This is a genomic window from Azorhizobium sp. AG788 (assembly GCF_004364705.1).
GTDB classification, from domain to species: domain Bacteria; phylum Pseudomonadota; class Alphaproteobacteria; order Rhizobiales; family Xanthobacteraceae; genus Azorhizobium; species Azorhizobium caulinodans.
Genome location: NZ_SOBM01000013.1, coordinates 71,142 through 90,554, shown reverse-complemented (window position 1 = coordinate 90,554; position 19,413 = coordinate 71,142). Strand labels below are relative to the sequence as shown.

Genomic DNA, 19,413 nt, shown 5'->3' with positions numbered 1-19,413 from the left:
CCGTCAATTCGTGTCGGCGCATCGCTCTCTCCCCTATCGAGAGAGCTTGAATCACGCTCCTAGCCGGCAGACAAATTTATGGGGCCACTGCCTAGGCCACCACCAAGGGCGCCATTCACAACCTCACGGCCGGGCTGGCCCAGGCGCTGGCCGACCGCAACGTGCGGGTGAACGCGGTGGCGCCGGGTCCCATCTGGACGCCGCTCATCCCCTCCACCATGTCGGAAGATGCCGTGAAGAATTTCGGGAAATACGTGCCCATGGGGCGCCCCGGCCAGCCGGCGGAACTCGCCACGGCCTATGTGATGCTGGCGGACCCGAAGTCGAGCTATGTCTCCGGGGCGACCATCGCTGTCACGGGTGGCAAGCCGTTTCTCTGAACGCCTGCGGGAGGCGGTCCGATACCCTGGCGACCTGATCTCGGCTTGGAGGAGCCTCCGCCCCTCTCCGCCGGAGCTCGGGAAAATAAATCCCGGAGCGCTTTCAGGCCGAGCGTCTTCCATATTCCTTCATGAAATCAGCATGAGCTACGCTTCCGTCTTCGGCAGCGCTCGCGCTTGTGCGTGAACTGCGGTGCTTTTGCTTCATGTGCCGTTCATCGGCACCGTGCACCCTCTCTCAAGGAGGACGCATGGAATTTACGGTGATGGGCACGATCCTGGGGATCTTTCTCGCCTGCCTGTGCGGCGTCGCCTGGACGATCTGGCGATCCTGAACAGCGCCGGGCGGATGTGTCCGTACGGTGCTTGGAACGTGTTCGCTTACTGACCTTTCACTTATCAGGTGAGTTTTCGAACCGTCGACATTCTGCTCCTCGGCCTCAGCGCCGTGCCGTCCCTCCCGGAAAATCGTCTTCTGACCCGGAACGTTGTGCTCGCCGGCAGCCCGTCGGAGATATGGACGCCCGTCCCACAGCCCCGCCATGCCCGCCTTCGCCCGTCATCAACGGCTTCATCGCGCGCGTCGATACCTCCCGGCTGCGGGCGAACATCGGCGCTCACGTCGCATCGAGCTGTCCCCGCTGGTGGGTCGGCGAGGCCTCACCAGGAAGGCCCGCCACAAGCCACCGACCGGCTCGGGTCGCCTCGATACCAACATGACCCGCGCGCCCGGCTCGCCAGACCCCTCGCTCTTCCCCCGGCAGAGCGTTCTACCTGCCGGGCTGCCGAGACGTCTCAAGGCCGCCTCGAAGTCGGGCAGACGACGACGCGATAACAAGATCGCATGCGCGCATTTGGTCATACCAATTACGAACATACATCCTTTACATCGCATCCCCTCTGCTCCTATAGAAGCGAAATCGTTCCACTCGATACCATTTGGTCCGACCACTCATGCGCACGCACCACCCCTCTTCCGGCTCCCATGACGGGCGGGCTTTGGCGGTGCGGCTGGTGGAGGCGTTGGAGGCGCGGATCGCGGCCCTCGGCGCGGGCGACCGGCTGCCGGCGGAGCGGGTGCTGGCGCAGGAGCTCGGCGTTTCGCGATCGAGCATCCGCGAGGCCATCCAGCAACTCGTGAGCCGCGGGCGCCTTGTGGCGCGGCAGGGCGGCGGCACCTTCGTGCAGGAGCCGGATCACGCCTGGACCGGGGGCGGGCTCATCGCGCCGCTCGCCCCGCTGGTGCGGGACGATCCCGCCTACTGGCGCGATGTGATCGAGATCCGCCGCTCTCTGGATGCCAGCGCCGCCTTCTTCGCCGCCACCCGTGCCACGGCGGAAGACAAGGCGCGGCTGGAAGCCTGCCTCGCCCAGATGAGTGCGCGCCACAGCCCCGGCGATCCGGAAGAGGATGCGCGGGCGGATGTGGCATTCCACATGGCCGTGGCGGATGCCTCGCACAATCTTGTGCTGCGCCATGTGATGGCCGGGCTGCTGGACCTGCTCCAGGCCAGCATTTCCCAGAGCCTCGCCAAGCTTTATTCCGTGCCGCGCACCTTCGAGACGCTGGAGCGCCAGCATCGCGTGCTGGCGGAGGCCATCCTCGCCGGCACGCCAGAGACGGCGCGGGACGCCGCGCTTCAGCATCTCGACTTCGTCGAACAGACGCTCCGCCAGATCGAAGAGGACGCCGCGCGCCTGCGGCGGGCCTCCATGCCCTTACGCCAAAAAGGAAACGCCCGATGATCATCTCGTCACCGAACGACTATCGCGCCGCCGCCAAGAGCCGGCTGCCGCCCTTCCTCTTCCATTATGTGGATGGCGGTGCCTATGCCGAATACACGCTGCGGCGGAACGTGGAGGATCTCAGCCACATCGCCCTGCGCCAGCAGGTGCTGCGCAATGTGGCGGACCTCAGCCTCGAGACCGAGTTGTTCGGCCAGAAGCTCACCATGCCCGTGGCGCTCGCGCCCGTGGGGCTGACGGGCATGCTGGCGCGCCGAGGCGAGGTACAGGCGGCGAAGGCCGCACAGGCCAAGGGCGTGCCCTTCACCCTCTCCACCGTTTCCGTCTGCCCCATCGAGGAGGTACAGAGTCAGTGCGCCAAGCCCATCTGGTTCCAGCTCTATGTGCTGAAGGACCGCGGCTTCATGCGCAACGCGCTGGAGCGGGCGCAGGCGGCGGGCATCACCACGCTGATCTTCACCGTGGACATGCCGGTGCCCGGCGCGCGCTATCGCGATGCCCATTCGGGCATGTCCGGCCGCAGCGGGCCGACCCGCCGCGTCCTTCAGGCCATGGTGCATCCGCGCTGGGCGCTGGATGTGGGCCTGCTGGGCAAGCCGCACGATCTCGGCAACATCTCCACCTATCGCGGCAAGCCCACGAACCTGGCCGACTACATCGGCTGGCTGGCCGCCAATTTCGATCCCTCCATCAGTTGGAAGGATCTCGAATGGATCCGCTCCTTCTGGAAGGGGCCCATGATCATCAAGGGCATCCTTGATCCGGTGGATGCGCGCGATGCGGTGTCCTTCGGCGCCGACGGCATCGTGGTGTCGAACCACGGGGGCCGGCAGCTCGATGGCGTGCTCTCCTCGGCCCGCGCCCTGCCCGCCATCGCGGATGCGGTGGGCGATGATCTGACGGTGCTGGCGGATTCCGGCATTCGCACCGGGCTCGACGTGGTGCGCATGCTGGCGCTGGGGGCCAAGGGCGTGCTGCTGGGCCGGGCGTTCGCCTATGCCCTCGCCACGCATGGACAGGCGGGCGTCGCCAACCTGCTGGACCTCATCGAGAAGGAAATGCGGGTGGCCATGGCGCTCACCGGCGCCCGCTCCATCGCGGAAATCTCGCGGGACAGCCTCGTCGGCCTGCCGCGCTGAAATGGCGATGGCGCCGGGCGGTGTCCCCGCCCGGCGCCATCGTGTCCTGCCAGAAGGCTCAGGCGGCCGCCACCGAGCGCAGGAAGCCGTCGATCTCCGATTGCAGCCGGCTCGTCGCCTCCTTCACCGAACGCGAGGCGTTCAGCACCCGCGAAGCGGAGGCATCCGTGCCCTGCACCGCCGAATTGAGCTGCTGGATGTCGTCCGCCACCGCGCCGGTGCCGTTGGCCGCGCTATCGATGTTGTTGCCGATCTGGTTCGTGGTCGCGCTCTGCTGCTCCACCGCGGCGGCAATGGAGCTGGCGAAGCTGTCCACATTCTCGATGGTGCCCGAGATGGTGCGGATGGCTTCCACAGCATGCTGCGTCTCGGCCTGAATGGCCGAAACCTGCGAGATGATCTCGCTGGTAGCCTTGGAGGTCTGGGCGGCCAGCTCCTTCACCTCGGCGGCGACCACGGCAAAGCCCCGGCCCGCCTCGCCGGCGCGCGCCGCCTCGATGGTGGCGTTGAGGGCGAGGAGATTGGTCTGTCCGGCGATGGCCTCGATGAGGCTCACCACGTCGCCGATGCGGTTCGCGGCATTGGCGAGGCTGGCGATCTTCTCATTGGTCGAGCGGGCATCCGCCGCCGCATGGCCGATCATCTCGGAGGTGGAGGCCACCTGACGGGAAATCTCGCCGATGGAGCTCGCCATCTGCTCGGCGGCGGCTGCCACCGATTGCATGTCGGCGGACGCGCGGGCCGAGGCCTCGCTGGCCGAATGCGCGCGCTCCTTGCTCTCGGTGGCCGAGTGCGAGAGCTGCGAGGACACCGCTTCCAGATCCGTGGAGGCAGTCGTGGCCTCGCCGATCATGGCGGCGGCGGCCTCGCGGAAGCGGGCGATCAGGCTGTCGATGGCCTTCTGCCGTGCCTCCTGCGCCGCCTGGGCCTCGGCGCGAGCAGCCTCAAGCTCGTGCCGCTCGATGGCATTCTGGCGGAACACCTCAACAGCGCGGGCCATGTCGCCGATCTCGTCCTTGCGCTCCAGCCCGTCGAGCCGGATGGAGGTGTCGTCGCCGGCGAGCGCCCGCATCTTGTCGGTGATATCCGTGATCGGCTGCGTGAGAAGCTGGGCGCCGACCCAGACCAGCACGAGCACGAGCACGAGCACGATGGCGGCGATGCCGCCCATCATGTTGCGGGCGTCCGTCACGGTCTGGAGCGCATCGGCCTTCGGCACGGTGAGGATCAGCGTCCAGCGCTCGCCGACGCCAGCGATCTGCACCTGGCTCGCGAAGGCATAGAAGGTGGCGCTGTCATAGGTGCCGGTAAGGGTGAAGGCGAGGCGGATCAGCGTGGTGCACACGCCGCAGAAGGTCTTGCCCTCATCCGTATAGATGATGCGCTGCACGGGCTTGCCGCCAGCAGCGTCCTTGACGAGCGCGGTCAGGGCGGGGTCCGTCACGGCGCCGCCAACGCGCTCGGCCTCGGCGCCAGCGAGCCAGTTGCCGTCCGAGCCCACGACGGCCGCAACACCGGTGCCGAAGGGCTTCAGGTCCGCGACGGTGCGGGCGATCCGCTCCAGCGGCAGGTCCACCGCGACGACGCCGATGGGGGTGCCCGCGCGGCGGACGGGGACCGCCACGGTCACGACCTTCACCGGGCGCCCGCCGAAGACCGCCGCATAGGCGGGCGTCGCGACCGCCCGCCCCTGCTGGACGGCGGATGGATACCAGCGCTGCGCCGCCCCATCCTGAGAGACATTGACCGCCTCGCGGGCCACTGAGCCGCCCGCATCGCGATAGAAGCGGGCGGAGAAGCGACCCGTCGAATCCGCAAGGGCGTGGCCGGCGAAATCCTTGTCCTGCCCGTCGAGCTTGCCGCTCTCGAAGGCCAGCGTCATGCCGGCCAGCGCCGGATTCTCGGCAACGAGGCCGGAGAGAACGAAGCCCAGACGATCCCGATCACCGCCCTTCTCGCCGATGAAGCCCTCGATGGCGGTGGCCGCAGCACGGGCGGTGAGCGCGGCCTCCTCCACCTGCGCGGCGATGGTGCGCGCGGAGTCCTTGGCCAGCGCCTGGCCCCGACGCTCGGCATCGAGCTGGACCGCCGAGGTCATGGTGTAGAGGCCGATGGCGCCAACCACCATGAGGCCGATGCCGAAAAGGGCCCCGGCGAAGCCGACGAGCTTGGTACGAATAGGCAGATCGGAAATACGCATAGAACTCCCTCGCCTTCCAACGAGCACGCGGCTCGCCTTCCGGAGTCCGAAAAGACCCCGGCGCATGGAGTTGAGTATCCGTACATGCCGGCTTCAGGCTTGAACGGAGACGGCAATGCGCCGCTCCGCTCGACCCCCGTCAGAATGCGCCCGCTGTGCGGCGCGCCTCCCTAGCCCCGACCGCCATTTCGGCGCATCAACTTCCGTTGGGCGAAACCTGACGGCAGACGATGGCCGGCGCTTTGCGGAAGATCATATTCGCAGCCAAATTGCCGCATGCGGCGTCGCGGCCATGCGCGGACAGGCATTTGCCAGCAATGGATTACCGCCGAAAGCGGGCCGCCGCGTAGGGGCGGATGTCCCGCTCGGGCGGACGGCCCGCGATGATGTCCGCCACCAGCCGGCCGGTGATCGGTCCGCTGGCGAGCCCCACATGGCCATGACCGAAGGCATGGACGATATCCGTGCAGGCCGAGGCTTGACCGATTACCGGCACGCCGTCCGGCGTCGAGGGCCGGTGGCCGAGCCAGCGCGAGAGACGGGCTTCCGGAACCTGTCGCGGCAGGCCGGGATAGGTGTTCAGCAGATGGTCCAGCAGAACGTCGGCCCGCTTCCAGTTGGGCGCCGCGGTGACGGCGGCAAGTTCCACCTGCCCCGACGCCCGAAGTCCGGCACGGGTGGGCGTATTGGCCATCTTGCCGTCGCTGGGCATCACCGGCAGGTGCGGGCCGCTCTCGGGTGCTGCGACGACCACGTGATAGCCCCGCTCGCTGGCGAGGCTCACCTTGTCGCCGGCTTCGGCAGCCAATGCCTTCGAGTGGACGCCGGCGGCGATGACGGCGCGGTCGCAGGGCACGGAGCCCTTCGCGGTGCGGACCACCTGAAGCCGCCCGCCCACGATGTCAAACCCGGTCGCGGCCGCCTCGATGCGGGTCAGGCCCCGGCTTTCGGCGAAGGCCACAAGGCCCGCGACGTAAGCACCGGGATCCACGCAGTGCGCGCCCGCTTCCACCAGCGCGCCGAAGCTGTAGCGGGGGTGCAGCGTCGGCTCCAAGGCCTTGAGCGCCTGGCCGTCCAGCTCGCGCCAGACGATGCCGTTGTCCCGCCGCAGCCGCCAGGCCAGCGCTTCGGCCTCGAAGGCCGCACGGTCCGGATAGGCATAGAGCAGCCCCTTGCGCTCCACGAGATCGGACAGCCCGGTCTCCCCCGCCAGCGCCATATGGCGTTCAGGAGCGTCCGCGAGCAGCGCCTTGAGGGCGCGGGCGGTGGCCTCCACCTTCGGCACGGTCGCGCCGGCGGCGATGAAGCGCAGCAGCCAGGGGGCGAGCGCCGGCAGCGCCGTCCAGCGGATGGTGAGCGGCCCCAGCGGGTCCATCAGATAGCCCGGCACCTTCTTCCAGAGGCCGGGCATGGACATGGGCACAACGGAGGCCGGGCTGAGCCATGCGCCATTGCCGAAGCTCGCCGCCTGCGGACCGCCGGGCTGCCCCGGCTCCACGAGCGTGACGCGATGGCCGTCCCGCTGGAGTTCAAGCGCGGTTGAGGCGCCGACGATGCCGGCACCGATGACGACGATATGGAGGCTCATGGGTCTGGTCCGGAAACAGGCTTCAGCGCTCGGCGAGGATCTTGGCGTTGCCGCGCAGCGAGGCCTCGCTGATGGAAATGCCGAGGCCGGGACCATCGGGCACGATCACATGACCCTCGCTGTTAGCGATGCGCTCTTCCAGCACGTCCTCGGTGAGCACATGGTGGGGCATGTAGAATTCGCAGCCGAGCGAGATGCCCGGCGTCGCGGCGATGAGTTGCGTGCCGGCGGCGAGCGCGATGCCGCCTTCCCAGAGCGTGCCGCCATAGCCCGGCAGGCCGGCGGTGTCGGCAATGGCCATGAGGGCCTGCGCCTTCATGAGGCCGCCGCACTTCATGATCTTGACCGAGATGGCATCCGCCGCCTGCCGGCGCACCACCTCCATGAGGTCCACCGCATCGAAGCAGCTTTCATCCGCGAGGATCGGCGTGTCGAGCGCGGCGGCAAATCCGGCCATGGCGTCGAGATGGCGGCGCGGCACCGGCTGTTCGATGAAGGTCGGGCGGAAGGCGTCCACATCCCGCAGGATCTTCATGGCGCCGAACGGCGTCAGGGCCTGATTGAAATCGAGCCGCAGGTCGATGCGCTCGCCGAACTCGCCGCGCATCACTTCCAGGATGCGCAGCTCTTCCGCGTGCGGCTTCACGCCGGTCTTCATCTTGAAGACCGTGTGCCCGGCCGGGACCATGGCGCGCATCCGCTCGAGATCCGCGTCGAAGTCCGGGTCCGCGATGGAAAAGGACAGCGGGATGCGATCGCGCACCCGTCCGCCCAGCAGGTCCGCCACGGAGAGGCCCGTCGCCTTGCCAAGGATGTCCAGCAGCGCCATTTCCACCGCCGCTTTGGCCTCGCCATGGCCCACCAGCACCTTGTCCATGCGCGCCATCAGCTCGCGCACGCGCTTGATGGGCGCGCCGAGGATGAGCGGGCGCAGATAGATGTCGAGGGCGGAGAAGGCGGCTTCCGGCGTGCCGGTGAACACCTCCCACGGGGCCGCCTCGCCCCAGCCCACGATGCCGTCGGCGCTGGTGACTTCCAGCAACACGCGCTTCACCGAGCCCTTCACATTGCCGACGCCCTGAAGGCGGGCCATCTTGATGGGGCTCTCCACGAGGAAGATGCGGATACGCTCGACGACGCTGTCCCAGCTCATCGCGGGGTCCTTTCAGGCAGATATCGGTGCGGCGGGAGGCCGAGGATCAGGCGCTCGGCGCCGGTGCCTCGCCGCGCTTGTGGAAGTGGGACAGGAAGGCTCGGGTCGCGGCTTCGCGAGGGGTGTCGATCACCTCGCGGGCCGGCCCCTCCTCCACCACCACGCCGTCGCGCATGAAGACCACGCGGTCGGCCACCTCGCGGGCGAAGGCGATCTCGTGGGTCACGATGACCATGGTCATGCCCTCGGCGGCGAGTCCGCGCATGACGTTCAGCACCTCGCCCACCAGTTCGGGGTCGAGGGCGGAGGTGGCCTCGTCGAACAGCATGACCTCCGGCTCCATGGCGAGCGCACGGGCGATGGCTACGCGCTGCTTCTGACCGCCGGAGAGCTTGCTCGGATAGGCGTCCGCCTTGTCCGCGAGGCCCACCTTGGAGAGCAGGCGCCGGGCCAACGGCTCGGCATCCGCTTTCTTCATGCCGCGCACGGTGAGCGGGCCTTCCATCACGTTGGCGAGCACGCTCATGTGCGGGAACAGGTTGAAGTGCTGGAACACCATGCCGGTGTTGGCCCGGAAGCGGGCGATCTCCTTCACGCCCGGCAACCTGTCGCCGGAGCCGAAGGCGAAGCTGTCGCCGCCCACCCGCACGCGCCCGCCATCGGGCAGCACCAGCAGGTTCATGCAGCGCAGAAGCGTGGACTTGCCGGAACCGGAGGGCCCGATGAGGGCCACCACGCCCCCCGCGTCCACACGCAGATTGATGTCCTTCAGCACTTCGAGATCACCGAAGCGCTTGCGCAGGGCCGCGACCTCGATCTTGGGTTCGGGCATGGGTCCGGTCCTCAATCGGTCACGGCGAGCCGCGCCTCGCCCCGGCGCACCAGCACGGTGAGCGGGAAGAGCGCGAGGAAATAGATGATCGCGATCACCGTGTAGAGCTCCAGCGGGCGGTAGCTGTCATGGGCGGCCACCTGCCCCTGATAGAGCAGGTCCGGCACCGCCAGCACGGAGACCAGCGAGGTGTTCTTGAACTGGATGATGGACTGGTTCATCAGCGGCGGCACCATGCGCTTCAGCGCCTGCGGCAGCACGACACGACGCATGATCTGGGACGGCACCATACCGAGCGCCTCGCCGGCTTCCGTCTGGCCGCGGTCGATGGAGACGATGCCGCCGCGGATGATCTCCGCATAGAAGGAGCCGCCATAAAGCGAGAGCGCGAGGATGCCGGCCGTGAAGGCGGACATCTCGATGCCCGTCAGGATGGGCATGGCGTAATAGAACCAGATGAGCTGCACGAGGACCGGCGTGCAGCGGAACACCTCGATATAGGCCGAGGCCAGCCAGCCCACCGGGCGGAAGGGGGAGAGCTTGGCGAGGCCCGCCAGCAGGCCGATGGCCAGCCCCAGCACGACGATGGCGATGGTGAAGGCAACCGTAACCCCGAGGCCGTCCAGCAACAGCCAGCGATAGGACCAGACGAGCCCGAAATCCCAGTGATACATCGAAGGTCCTCAATCGACGACGAACACCGGGCGGCGTGAGGTGACCCACCGCCGCCCGGTATGAGTGCGTCAGAGCTGGATGCCAGCCGGCATGTCCGCTTCCGTGACGCCCACCAGCTCCATGTTCGTGACGATGGCGGAGCGGATGAAGCCGAGGCCCTTGTTGTATTCGATCCAGGTGTTCACGTAATCGCGCCAGGTCTTGTCGTTCTCACGCCGGAAGCCGGCGTTGGAGGTGGTGGAGAAGACCGGGGTCGGCACCAGAAGCTGACCCACATTGGGGTTCTTCTTGCGCACGGTGAGGGCGAGCATGAGGATGATGCACTGGGCATCCACGCGGCCGGAGACGAGTGCCATTGTGGCCTCGTCCGCCGTCTTCAGGCGCACGATCTGCGCCTTCGGGCACAGGCGCGAGACCACCTGATCGTGGGAGGAGCCCACATCCACCGCGATCTTGACGTTCGGGTCGTTCAGCTCGGCCCAGGTCTTCGGCGCGAAGTCCTTCCTGGTGAGCATGGTGAAGGCGTTGGAGAAGACGGGGACGGAGAAGTCCACCACCAGCGCGCGCTTCGGCGTCGGGTTGAGGCCGAAGAAGATGTCGATCTTGTTGGCCTGAAGATCGAGCACCGAATTGCCCCAGGTGGTCTCGGTGATCTCCAGCTGGCACTCCAGCTCGTCGGCCAGCGCCTTGGAGATGTCGATATAGAAGCCCTTCCACTGACCGGTGGCGAGGTCCTTGTTGTAATAGGGCGCGCCGCCGGCGACCGCGCCGATGCGCAGCTTCTTGGTGCGGCGGATGCGGTCGAAGGTGCTCTCGTCGGCGCTCTGGGCGGCGGCGGGCGTGATGAGCCCGCCCATGGCGGCGGCGGCCGTGGCCCCGGCGCCGAGCAGGGTGGCAAGGTTCCTACGCGAGATCATCGGTCCCCTCTTCGGTTATGATTTGATCCTTTCGGAGCTTGTTTCGCTTCCGTTGTCAAATGGGCAGAACCGTTGAGGCGCGCCCTCATCCCGCCTTTCGCAGGGGAATTTCATCGCTTGCGATGTCACCCCCATGTCCGGCGCGGGGCGCGACACCCGAGCCTTGCGCGAGGCGCAGACCTGCGGTGGTGGAGAGGAAGGCGGGAAGGCTCGCATCCTCCTGCCGGACGAATCCCTTCTGAGGCAGTTTGCCGGTGAGGAAGAGCTCCACCATGGAGACGCAGCCCGCCGCGGTGGTGAGCTGGATGGCGCTCATCTCCGGGGCGCCGTAATAGCGCAGCACCGTGCTGTCCTCCTCCAGCCGCCCGTTGCGCTCGCCCACCCCGGTCACGAACACCACCACCACATCCTTGCGGGTGAAAGGCGCCGCGCGGTTGAGGATGCGGCGGAGAGTCTCGCGATCGTCGGCAAGTTCGAGGCCGCGCAGGAGCAGCTTCATGATCTCCGCGTGTCCCGGATAGCGCAGCGTCTTGTAGCTGAGATCGCTCACCCGCCCGTCGAGCGTCTCTGTCAGCGTGCCCAGCCCGCCGGAGGTGTTGAACGCCTCGTAGGAGACGCCATCGATCATCACGTGCTCCAGACCCTCCAGCGCCGGCACGAGGGTGGCACGCCCCTCGAAGACGATCTCGCAGGGGTTGCAATATTCATTGATGAGCCCGTCCACCGACCAGGTGACGTTGTAGCTGAGCGCGTTGGTGGGATAGAGCGGCAGGGCGCCGACGCGCATCTTCACTGATTTCACCCGCTCGAAGCGCGCCGCCATGTCGGCGCCGAGGATGCAGATGAAGCCGGGCGCGAGCCCGCATTGCGGCACCAAAGCCACGTCGGCGGTCTCGCCCAGCGCCTTGATGAAGGCGGTGGTCTCCACATCCTCCGTGAGATCGAAATAGTGCGTGCCCGTCGCCACGGCGACGCGGGCGATGGTCTTGTTGAGGAAATAGGGACAGGCACTCACCACGATGTCCTGGCGGGTGAGAAACACCGTGAGCGCCGCCTCGTCCGCCACATCCAGCGGTGCGACCTCGAAAGCGCCCCCGGCGAAGGGGGCGAGCTGGACGGGATTGGCATCGGCGAGGGTCACGGCATGCCCCTGTTCCGCCAGCATGGCGGCAATGACGGAGCCGATCTGGCCGGCACCGAGGACGGCGATGCGCTTGAAGGGAGCAGACATGGGTTCGGCCTCCGGAACAGGAAAGAAGTCCCGGCCATGGTGCGGCCATCGTTCGGCGGAAGAAACCGTGAGCCTGACGATATAAATGGCGCATAAAGACGATCTGCCGTAGCTTTTCGGCATGTTGCCGATCGACGCCACGGACCAAGCCCTGCTGACCCTGCTGCGGGAGAATGCCCGCGCTCCCACCGCCGACCTCGCCCGCCAGCTCGGGCTCTCCCGCACCACCGTGCAGAGCCGGATCGAGCGGCTGGAACGGCGGGGGGTCATCACGGGCTATGGCGTGCGGATCGCCGATGCCTACGAGCAGGGGCTCATCAAGGCCCACGTCCTTATAACCGCCGCTCCCAAGCTCGCCCGCCGCGTGGAGGGGGAATTGCGCGCCCTGCCGGCCGTGCGCACCCTGCATTCGGTGAGCGGCGCGTTCGACCTCATCGCGGTGGTGGTGGCGCCGTCCGTGAAGCAACTGGACGAGATCGTCGATCAGATCGGCCAGTTGGAAGGCGTGGAGCGGACCCTGACCTCGGTCATCCTCTCCACGCGCATCGACCGCTAACCCCCTCATAATACCTCTAACAACCTAGCCCGCCGCAAGCTTCATCGGCTTATAGTGTCGAGGCAGCCGTGATTCGCGGGCTGTGGTCTGGTGCCCCGAGGGAGAGGCGCATGAACGAAACGGATCAGCTGGGCGCCGAAAGCCACGAGCAGGGGCTGACCGCCGATGACGCCCTGTCGCGGATCGAAAGCGTCGCCGCGCTTTTCGATGCCATGAGCCATGGGGCTGGCACAGAAGCCGCCGCGCAGAACTGATTTTTCGGACGAAACAGCCCTAGGACCGCAGGCCCAGAGGCTGGTCGCCGGGGCGGTCCAGTTGTTCCAGATGGCGCCGCAGGTGAAAGACGAAGGCCCGCGCCGCGTCCGGCAAGGTGCGTCCCAGCATGGACTGGATCTCGTAGCGCCGTTCGTTTGACGTCTTGCTCCTGAGCGGCAGGGCCACCACGTGGAAGCGCCAGATGCGCGAGAGCACGGTGATGCGCCCCGTCACCGTCACGCCACCGCCCGTCTCCGCGAACCGCCACAGGCCGGACATGTAGTTGGTCGTGAGCATGGGCTCAACGGCGATCCCCTCCGCACCGCACACCAGATCGAACAGCTGGCGTGCGGTCGTGTCCTTGGCCGGCAGGCCGAGGGGAAAGGCGGCGATGTCCGCGATCGTCACCCACGGCCGGTTGGCCAGCGGATGGTCGAGCCCCACCAGCGCCATCAGCGGCGCGCTGCCGCCGAACTCCACCTGGACGCTGGCGTCCGGCATGAAGCCGAAGGTGAGGCCGATATCGATCTCGCCCTCGCGGACCATGCGCGTCACCCCCTGCGGCGCGGCCACCCGCATGTCGAAGGCGATGCCGGGATAGGTATGCCGGAACATGCCGATGGCCTCCGGCATGAAATCGGTGGCAAACCCTTCCGTGCAGCCCACCCGCACGAGACCGCGCTCGAGGCCGCGCAGGCGGCGGATTTCGCTTACCACCTGCTCCTCGCCCAGCAGCGTGCGCCGGGCATGCTGGGCCAGAAGTTCGCCCGCCGCGCTCGGCACCATGCCGCGCGAGCGCCGCTCGAACAGAGGCGAGCCCAGCTCGGCTTCCAGTTTTGCGATCTGCCGGCTGATGGCGGAGGCGGCCACGTTCAGCCGCACGGACGCCTCGGCAATGGAGCCGGAGCGAACAACTTCAAGGAAGTACCGCAGTGCGGCGTCGCCCAACGTAACCCCCGGGTGCAGCGCGACAGGGCTTCATTGCCGAAACGGCAACGATAATCACGAAATATTCTAATTGCGATATCCGAAAGGCTCAATAAGCTGCCATGCCTAGATGTTGGGCGAACAGCACCGGCATCCAATATCAAACCCAGAGAGAGAACATGGCTTTCCTTCAGTCCCGTCTCTCACGTGCTCTCGCGGTGGCCATGTTCGCCATCGCTCCGGCGGCCGCTCACGCGGGCAAGGCCAACGACACGCTCGTCTATGCCTCGGATTCCGAGCCGGAGAATGTCAGCCCCTATCATAACAACGTGCGGGAAGGCGTCATCATCGCCCGCCACGTGTTCGACAACCTGATCTTCCACGATCTGGCCACCGGCAAATACGAGCCGCAGCTCGCCACCAACTGGACCTGGGTGGATCCGCAGACGCTGGACCTCACCATCCGCAAGGGCGTCACCTTCCACAATGGCGACCCGCTGACTGCCGACGACGTGGTGTTCACGCTCAACTACGTGGTGTCGCCGGACTCCAAGGTGGTGACCAAGCAGAACGTCAACTGGATCAAGAGCGCCGAGAAGATCGGCGACGACAAGGTCCGCATCCACCTCGTGGGCCCGTTCCCGGCGGCCATCGAATATCTCGCCGGCCCGGTGGTCATCTATCCGGAGAAGTACTTCAAGAAGGTCGGCCTCGACGGCTTCGCCAAGGCCCCCATCGGCTCCGGCCCCTACAAGGTGACCTCGGTCACGCCCGGCAAGGGCGTGAAGATGGAAAAGAACACCAGTTACTGGAAGGACAGCCCGCTCGGCCAGCCGAAGATCGGCAAGCTGGAATTCCGCATCATCCCCGATCCGGAGACCCAGGTGGCCGAGCTGATGACCGGCGGTGTGGACTGGATCTGGCGCGTGCAGGCCGACCAGGCCAAGCAGCTGGGCGCCGTGCCCAACCTCACCGTGCTCTCGGCCGAAACCATGCGCGTCGGCTTCCTCCAGTTCGACTCGCAGGGCCGCGCCCCCGGCTCCGAGCCGCTGAAGGATCCCCGCGTCCGCCAGGCCATCTCCTATGCCATCGACCGCAAGGCCATGGTGGACAATCTGGTGCGCGGCGGCGCCCGCGTCATGAACTCGGCCTGCTTCATCGATCAGTTCGGCTGCACCGACAAGGGCGTGCCGCGCTATGATTATGATCCCGCCAAGGCCAAGAAGCTGCTGGCCGACGCCGGCTATCCCAACGGCTTCTCCATCGACCTCTACGCCTATCGCGAGCGCGAATATGCGGAAGCGGTGGTCGGCTATCTCGGCGCCGTCGGCATCAAGGCGAAGCTGAACTTCATGAAGTATGCGGCCCTGCGCGAGCTGTCCCGCTCCGGCAAGGTTCCGATCTACTTCCAGACCTGGGGCTCCTTCTCGGTGGCCGATGCCTCCGCCTTCACCGGCGTGTGGTTCAAGGGCGACGAGGACGACATGACGCGCGACCAGCAGGTCACGGACATGCTCAAGAAGGCGGATACGACGGTGGAGACGGAAGCGCGGCTTGCCGCCTATTCCGAGGCTTTGAAGCTCATCGCCGAGCGCGCCTACCTGCTGCCGCTCTTCTCCTATTCGTCCAACTACGCCTTCACCAGCGACCTGAACTTCAACGCCCAGCCCGACGAGCTGCCGCGCTTCTTCAAGGCCCGCTGGCAGTGACCTCATGGACGGCGCGCCTTGGGCGCGCCGTCCGCCAACCGTGGCGTGCCTAAAGGCCCGCCCGGCCCGTCCGCCGCGATGGCGCTCATGCGCCCGGCGTCGACACCCTTTCCGGCGACACCGCGCCGGTCCGTTCGCAAGCGATCCGACGTCTTCCAGCCGTCTTGTCAAGGCGGCGTGAGAAGCCATTGAGGAAGCCTCGATGCTCGCCTTCACCCTTCGACGCCTCGTCGTCGCGCTCTCGGTGGCGTTCACCGTATCGGTGGTGGCCTTCGCGCTCCTGCACCTCTCGGGCGACCTCGCCACCACCATCGCCGGGCCGGAAGCCTCCCCGGCCCAGGTGGCGGAGGTGCGCGCGCAGTACGGCCTCGACCGGCCGCTGACGGCGCAATATCTCGACTGGCTCTGGAGCGCGCTGCATCTCGACTTCGGCCAGTCCTTCTATTTCCGCTCCAGCGTCGTCTCGCTGATCGCGGAGCGGATGCCGGTCACCCTTGAGCTCGGCGCCATCTCCCTCTTCATCTCGCTGGTCATCGCCGTGCCGCTGGGCGTGCTGGCGGCGGTGTTCCGGGGCACCATCATCGACCGCCTCGCCCTCACCTTCTGCGTGCTCGGGCAGGCTATTCCCACCTTCTGCCTCGGCCTCGGCCTCATCATCATCTTCGCGGTGAACCTGCGCTGGCTGCCGGTGTCCGGAAACGCCTCCTGGCAGAACTTCGTGCTCCCCTCCATCGCGCTCGGCTGGTACGCCGTGCCGGCGGTGATGCGCCTGTCGCGCAATGGCATGCTGGAAGTGCTCTCGGCGGATTACATCCGCACCGCCCGCGCCAAGGGCCTCTCGCCCGCGAAAGTCGTCCTCAAGCACGCGCTGCGCAACGCCATCATCCCGGTGGTGGCGCTGGCCGCCGTGCAGTTCGGCTTCATGCTGGGCGGCTCCATCGTGGTGGAGGCGGTCTTCTCCATGCACGGCATCGGCCATCTCGCCTGGGAGGCCATCGCCCGCAACGACTTCCCGGTGGTGCAGGCGGTCGTGCTCATCCTCGCTGCCATCTACATCACGCTCACCTTCCTCGCGGATGTGGTCAACGCCTTGCTCGATCCCCGGATGCGCGTCGCATGACTGACCTTGCCCCTTCCGCCACCGAGGCCTCGCGCCTTGATACGGCGCCGCCGCGCCGCTCCCCAGGCATGGCGCTGCTGCGCCGGAGCCTGCGCCATGGCGGGCTGATGGCCGGCGCCGTCATCCTTTTCCTCATCATCGCCCTTGCCCTGCTGGCGCCGCTGATCGCCCCGCACGATCCCTATGCGCAGGATCTCTCCCGCCGCATGATGCCACCGGTTTGGCAGGCCAAGGGCACGTGGGAGCACATCCTCGGCACCGACAAGCTGGGCCGCGATTATCTGAGCCGCCTGCTGTTCGGCGCGCGCATCTCGCTGCTGATCGGCGTGGTGACGGTGCTCATCTCCGGCACCATCGGCACGCTGCTCGGCGTCTGCGCCGGCTATTTCGGCGGCCGGGTGGATGCGGTGCTGAGCTACATCGTCACCACGCGCCTTGCCCTGCCCGTGGTGCTGGTGGCGCTGGCCTCCGCCGCCCTCGTCGGCTCCTCGTTGCAAGGCGTCATCATCGTGCTCGGCCTGCTGTTGTGGGACCGCTTCGCGGTGGTGACACGCTCGGCCACGCAGCAGATCGCCGGCAGCGACTATATCGGGGCCGCCAAGGCCATCGGCTGCTCGACGCCGCGCATCATCCTCTCGGAAATCCTGCCCAACATCCTCAATCCGCTGATCGTCGTGGCGACGCTGGAAATGGCCCACGCCATCCTGCTGGAAGCCGCGCTCTCCTTCCTCGGCCTCGGCGTGCAGCCGCCGCTCCCCTCGTGGGGCCTGATGATCGCCGAGGGCAAGCAGTACATGTTCTTCAGCCCCTGGGTCATCGCCGTGCCGGCCACCGCTCTGGTGTTCCTGGTCCTCGCCATCAACCTCCTCGGCGACGGCCTGCGTGACGTCACCGCGCCCGAGAACAGGAACTGAGCCATGGCTTTGCTGGAGGTGAAAGACCTCGTCATCGACATTCCGACCGAAGCCGGCGTGCTGCACGCGGTGAGCGGCATTTCCTTCTCGCTGGAGCGGGGCGAGACGCTGGCCATCGTGGGCGAGAGCGGATCGGGCAAGTCGCTGACCTCGCTGGCCCTGATGGACCTGCTGCCCAAGCGCGCCCAGCGCAAGGCGGCGAAGATCAGCTTCGACGGGGCCGACCTGATGACCATTTCCGCGGGTGGCATGCGCAAGCTGCGCGGCAACCGCATGGCGATGATCTTCCAGGAACCCATGACCTCGCTGAACCCCGCCTACACCATCGGCGACCAGCTGATGGAAGCCCTCACCTGCCATCGCAAGGTGAGCGCGAAGGAGGCGCGGGACCGGGCCATCCACCTGCTGGAGAAGGTGGGCATCACCGCCGCCGACCGCCGCCTCGGCCAGTATCCCCACCAGCTCTCCGGCGGCCTGCGCCAGCGCGTGATGATCGCCATGGCGCTCATGTGCGGGCCGGACCTCATCATCGCCGACGAGCCCACCACCGCGCTCGACGTGACCATTCAGGCGCAGATCCTGCACCTGATCGCCGATCTCCAGAAGGAGTTCGGCATGGCGGTGATCCTCATCACCCACGATCTGGGCGTGGTGGCCCGCGTCGCCGACAAGGTGGGCGTCATGTATGCCGGCCGCCTCGTGGAGACGGGCGCTGCCCGCGCGGTGTTCAAGCATCCGCGCCATCCCTATACGCGCGGCCTCTTGGACTGCATCCCGGTTCCGGGCCGCACCGTGCCGGGCATGCCGCTCGGCGCCATCCGCGGGCAGGTGCCGAACCTCATCGGCAAGCTCGAAGGCTGCGCCTTCCGCAATCGCTGCGATTTCGCCGGGCCGGAATGCGCCGGCGAGATCGCCATCGCCCATCCCGAGCCCGAGCATGACGTGCGCTGCGTGCGGATGCCGGTGCTGGAGGCCAGCGCATGACCGACACCGTCCTCGAACTCCGCAATGTCACGCGCACCTTCGGTGTGTCGCAAGGCATGTTCAACGGCCGGGCGACCCTCACCGCCGTGGCCGGCGTCTCGCTGAAGGTGAAGCGCGGCGAGGTCTATGCGCTGGTGGGCGAGAGCGGCTCGGGCAAGTCCACCCTCGCCAAGATGCTGCTGGGCCTGCTGCCGGCTTCGTCGGGCGAAATCCTGATCAACGGCAAGCCCATCAACGCCGCCGACCGCATCGCGGTGGCAAGGCGCATCCAGCCGATCTTTCAGGACCCCTATTCTTCGCTCAATCCGCGCAAGTCCATCGCCCAGCTCATCGCTCTGCCGCTGGTGGTGCACAAGATCGGGACCGCCGCCGAGCGGCAGCAGAAGGTGATGGAGATGCTGGACGTGGTGGGCCTGCCCCGCCGTCTGCTGGACGCCTCGCCCAGCCAGCTCTCCGGCGGCCAGCGCCAGCGCGTTGCCATCGCCCGCGCGCTGGTGATGCGGCCGGAGGTGGTGATCTGCGACGAGCCCACCTCGGCGCTGGACGTCTCCGTGCAGGCGCAGATCCTGAACCTGCTGCTGGAGCTGAAGCGGGAGCTGGGGCTCACCTATTTCTTCATCAGCCACAATCTCGCGGTGGTGGAGCATCTCGCAGACCGGGTGGCGGTGATGTATCTCGGCCGCTTCGTGGAAGAGCGTTCCCGCGCCGGCCTCTTCGCGGGGCCGGAGCATCCCTATGGCCGCGCCCTCCTTGAGTCCGTGCTCACGCCGGACCCGGACCTCGGCGTGCCGGACACCCATCTCGGCACCGCCTTCCCGAACCCGCTGACGCCGGTGCCCGGCTGCGCCTTCAATCCCCGCTGCCCCCGCGCCACCGATCTCTGCCGCAGCACGGCGCCGCCGGTGGTCGATCTGCCGGATGGCTTCGCCACCTGCCATTTCGCCACGCCCGCGCTGACCCAGAGCGCGGCTTGAGGACGGGCCGCGTCTGCCCGGCCGTCCCACCCCCCTCCCTGCCCTCCCCCACAAGGGGGGAGGGGTTTCCTCCCGCTAGATCCGCTCCCTCCCCCCTTGAGGGGGAGGCTGGG

General features: G+C 67.3%; 17 protein-coding genes and 1 pseudogene. 10 read left to right on the top strand and 8 right to left on the bottom strand.

Annotated features, from left to right (window positions below; translation table 11 throughout):
• Positions 1-95: 95 nt before the first annotated feature.
• From DFO45_RS24575 to lldD, 3 genes and pseudogenes are all read left to right on the top strand, one after another.
• Positions 96-380 (top strand): annotated as a pseudogene (locus tag DFO45_RS24575) (SDR family oxidoreductase); the annotation flags it as partial.
• A 954-nt stretch (positions 381-1,334) separates the two neighbouring features.
• Positions 1,335-2,126, top strand: coding sequence for an FCD domain-containing protein (locus DFO45_RS24570; protein WP_133866944.1), 792 nt, complete (start codon positions 1,335-1,337; stop codon positions 2,124-2,126).
• The gene (gene lldD / locus DFO45_RS24565) at positions 2,123-3,265 is read left to right on the top strand and encodes an FMN-dependent L-lactate dehydrogenase LldD (RefSeq protein WP_133866943.1); all 1,143 of its coding nucleotides are present in this window, start codon (positions 2,123-2,125) and stop codon (positions 3,263-3,265) included. The genes DFO45_RS24570 and lldD overlap by 4 nt, the downstream gene beginning before the upstream one ends.
• Before the next feature lie 58 nt (positions 3,266-3,323).
• On the opposite strand, the gene DFO45_RS24560 is transcribed toward lldD, so the two are convergent.
• The 7 genes from DFO45_RS24560 to DFO45_RS24530 form a co-directional block, all read right to left on the bottom strand.
• Positions 3,324-5,465, bottom strand: coding sequence for a methyl-accepting chemotaxis protein (locus DFO45_RS24560; protein WP_043878870.1), 2,142 nt, complete (start codon positions 5,463-5,465; stop codon positions 3,324-3,326).
• Positions 5,466-5,787: 322 nt separating this feature from the next.
• On the bottom strand, positions 5,788-7,053 hold the full coding sequence (locus DFO45_RS24555) for an FAD-binding oxidoreductase (protein WP_133866942.1): 1,266 nt from the start codon (positions 7,051-7,053) through the stop codon (positions 5,788-5,790).
• 22 nt (positions 7,054-7,075) lie between these two features.
• Entirely contained in the window at positions 7,076-8,206 is a 1,131-nt protein-coding gene (locus tag DFO45_RS24550) for an enolase C-terminal domain-like protein (RefSeq protein ID WP_133866941.1), read from the bottom strand.
• A gap of 46 nt (positions 8,207-8,252) precedes the next feature.
• Positions 8,253-9,038, bottom strand: a complete 786-nt coding sequence (locus DFO45_RS24545; protein WP_133866940.1) for an amino acid ABC transporter ATP-binding protein — start codon at positions 9,036-9,038, stop codon at positions 8,253-8,255.
• Between the two features lie 11 nt (positions 9,039-9,049).
• Positions 9,050-9,712, bottom strand: a complete 663-nt coding sequence (locus DFO45_RS24540; protein WP_012169348.1) for an amino acid ABC transporter permease — start codon at positions 9,710-9,712, stop codon at positions 9,050-9,052.
• 69 nt (positions 9,713-9,781) lie between these two features.
• Entirely contained in the window at positions 9,782-10,630 is an 849-nt protein-coding gene (locus tag DFO45_RS24535) for a transporter substrate-binding domain-containing protein (protein ID WP_012169347.1), read from the bottom strand.
• A gap of 85 nt (positions 10,631-10,715) precedes the next feature.
• A complete protein-coding gene (locus DFO45_RS24530) occupies positions 10,716-11,861 on the bottom strand; it encodes a saccharopine dehydrogenase C-terminal domain-containing protein (RefSeq protein WP_133866939.1) in 1,146 nt (381 codons plus the stop codon).
• A 121-nt stretch (positions 11,862-11,982) separates the two neighbouring features.
• On the opposite strand from DFO45_RS24530, the gene DFO45_RS24525 reads away from it, so the two are divergent.
• The gene (locus tag DFO45_RS24525) at positions 11,983-12,417 is read left to right on the top strand and encodes an Lrp/AsnC family transcriptional regulator (RefSeq protein ID WP_133866938.1); all 435 of its coding nucleotides are present in this window, start codon (positions 11,983-11,985) and stop codon (positions 12,415-12,417) included.
• A 110-nt stretch (positions 12,418-12,527) separates the two neighbouring features.
• Positions 12,528-12,671, top strand: a complete 144-nt coding sequence (locus DFO45_RS25055; RefSeq protein ID WP_166657249.1) for a hypothetical protein — start codon at positions 12,528-12,530, stop codon at positions 12,669-12,671.
• A gap of 19 nt (positions 12,672-12,690) precedes the next feature.
• On the opposite strand, the gene DFO45_RS24520 is transcribed toward DFO45_RS25055, so the two are convergent.
• Positions 12,691-13,620 (bottom strand): LysR family transcriptional regulator, encoded by a 930-nt coding sequence (locus DFO45_RS24520; protein WP_133866937.1) that lies wholly within the window; start codon positions 13,618-13,620, stop codon positions 12,691-12,693.
• A gap of 203 nt (positions 13,621-13,823) precedes the next feature.
• Here DFO45_RS24520 and DFO45_RS24515 point away from each other — a divergent pair, with 203 nt between their 5' ends.
• The 5 genes from DFO45_RS24515 (at position 13,824) to DFO45_RS24495 (ending at position 19,300) form a co-directional block, all read left to right on the top strand.
• Positions 13,824-15,308 (top strand): ABC transporter substrate-binding protein, encoded by a 1,485-nt coding sequence (locus DFO45_RS24515; RefSeq protein WP_245518256.1) that lies wholly within the window; start codon positions 13,824-13,826, stop codon positions 15,306-15,308.
• Positions 15,309-15,510: 202 nt separating this feature from the next.
• Positions 15,511-16,428 (top strand): ABC transporter permease, encoded by a 918-nt coding sequence (locus DFO45_RS24510; protein ID WP_043878867.1) that lies wholly within the window; start codon positions 15,511-15,513, stop codon positions 16,426-16,428.
• 68 nt (positions 16,429-16,496) lie between these two features.
• Positions 16,497-17,342: an ABC transporter permease gene (locus DFO45_RS24505; RefSeq protein WP_245518255.1), complete on the top strand. Its 846-nt coding sequence runs from the start codon at positions 16,497-16,499 to the stop codon at positions 17,340-17,342.
• 3 nt (positions 17,343-17,345) lie between these two features.
• Complete coding sequence (locus tag DFO45_RS24500) at positions 17,346-18,326, top strand: ABC transporter ATP-binding protein (RefSeq protein ID WP_012169340.1); 981 nt, start codon at positions 17,346-17,348, stop codon at positions 18,324-18,326.
• Entirely contained in the window at positions 18,323-19,300 is a 978-nt protein-coding gene (locus tag DFO45_RS24495) for an oligopeptide/dipeptide ABC transporter ATP-binding protein (protein ID WP_133866934.1), read from the top strand. The genes DFO45_RS24500 and DFO45_RS24495 overlap by 4 nt, the downstream gene beginning before the upstream one ends.
• Positions 19,301-19,413: the final 113 nt, after the last annotated feature.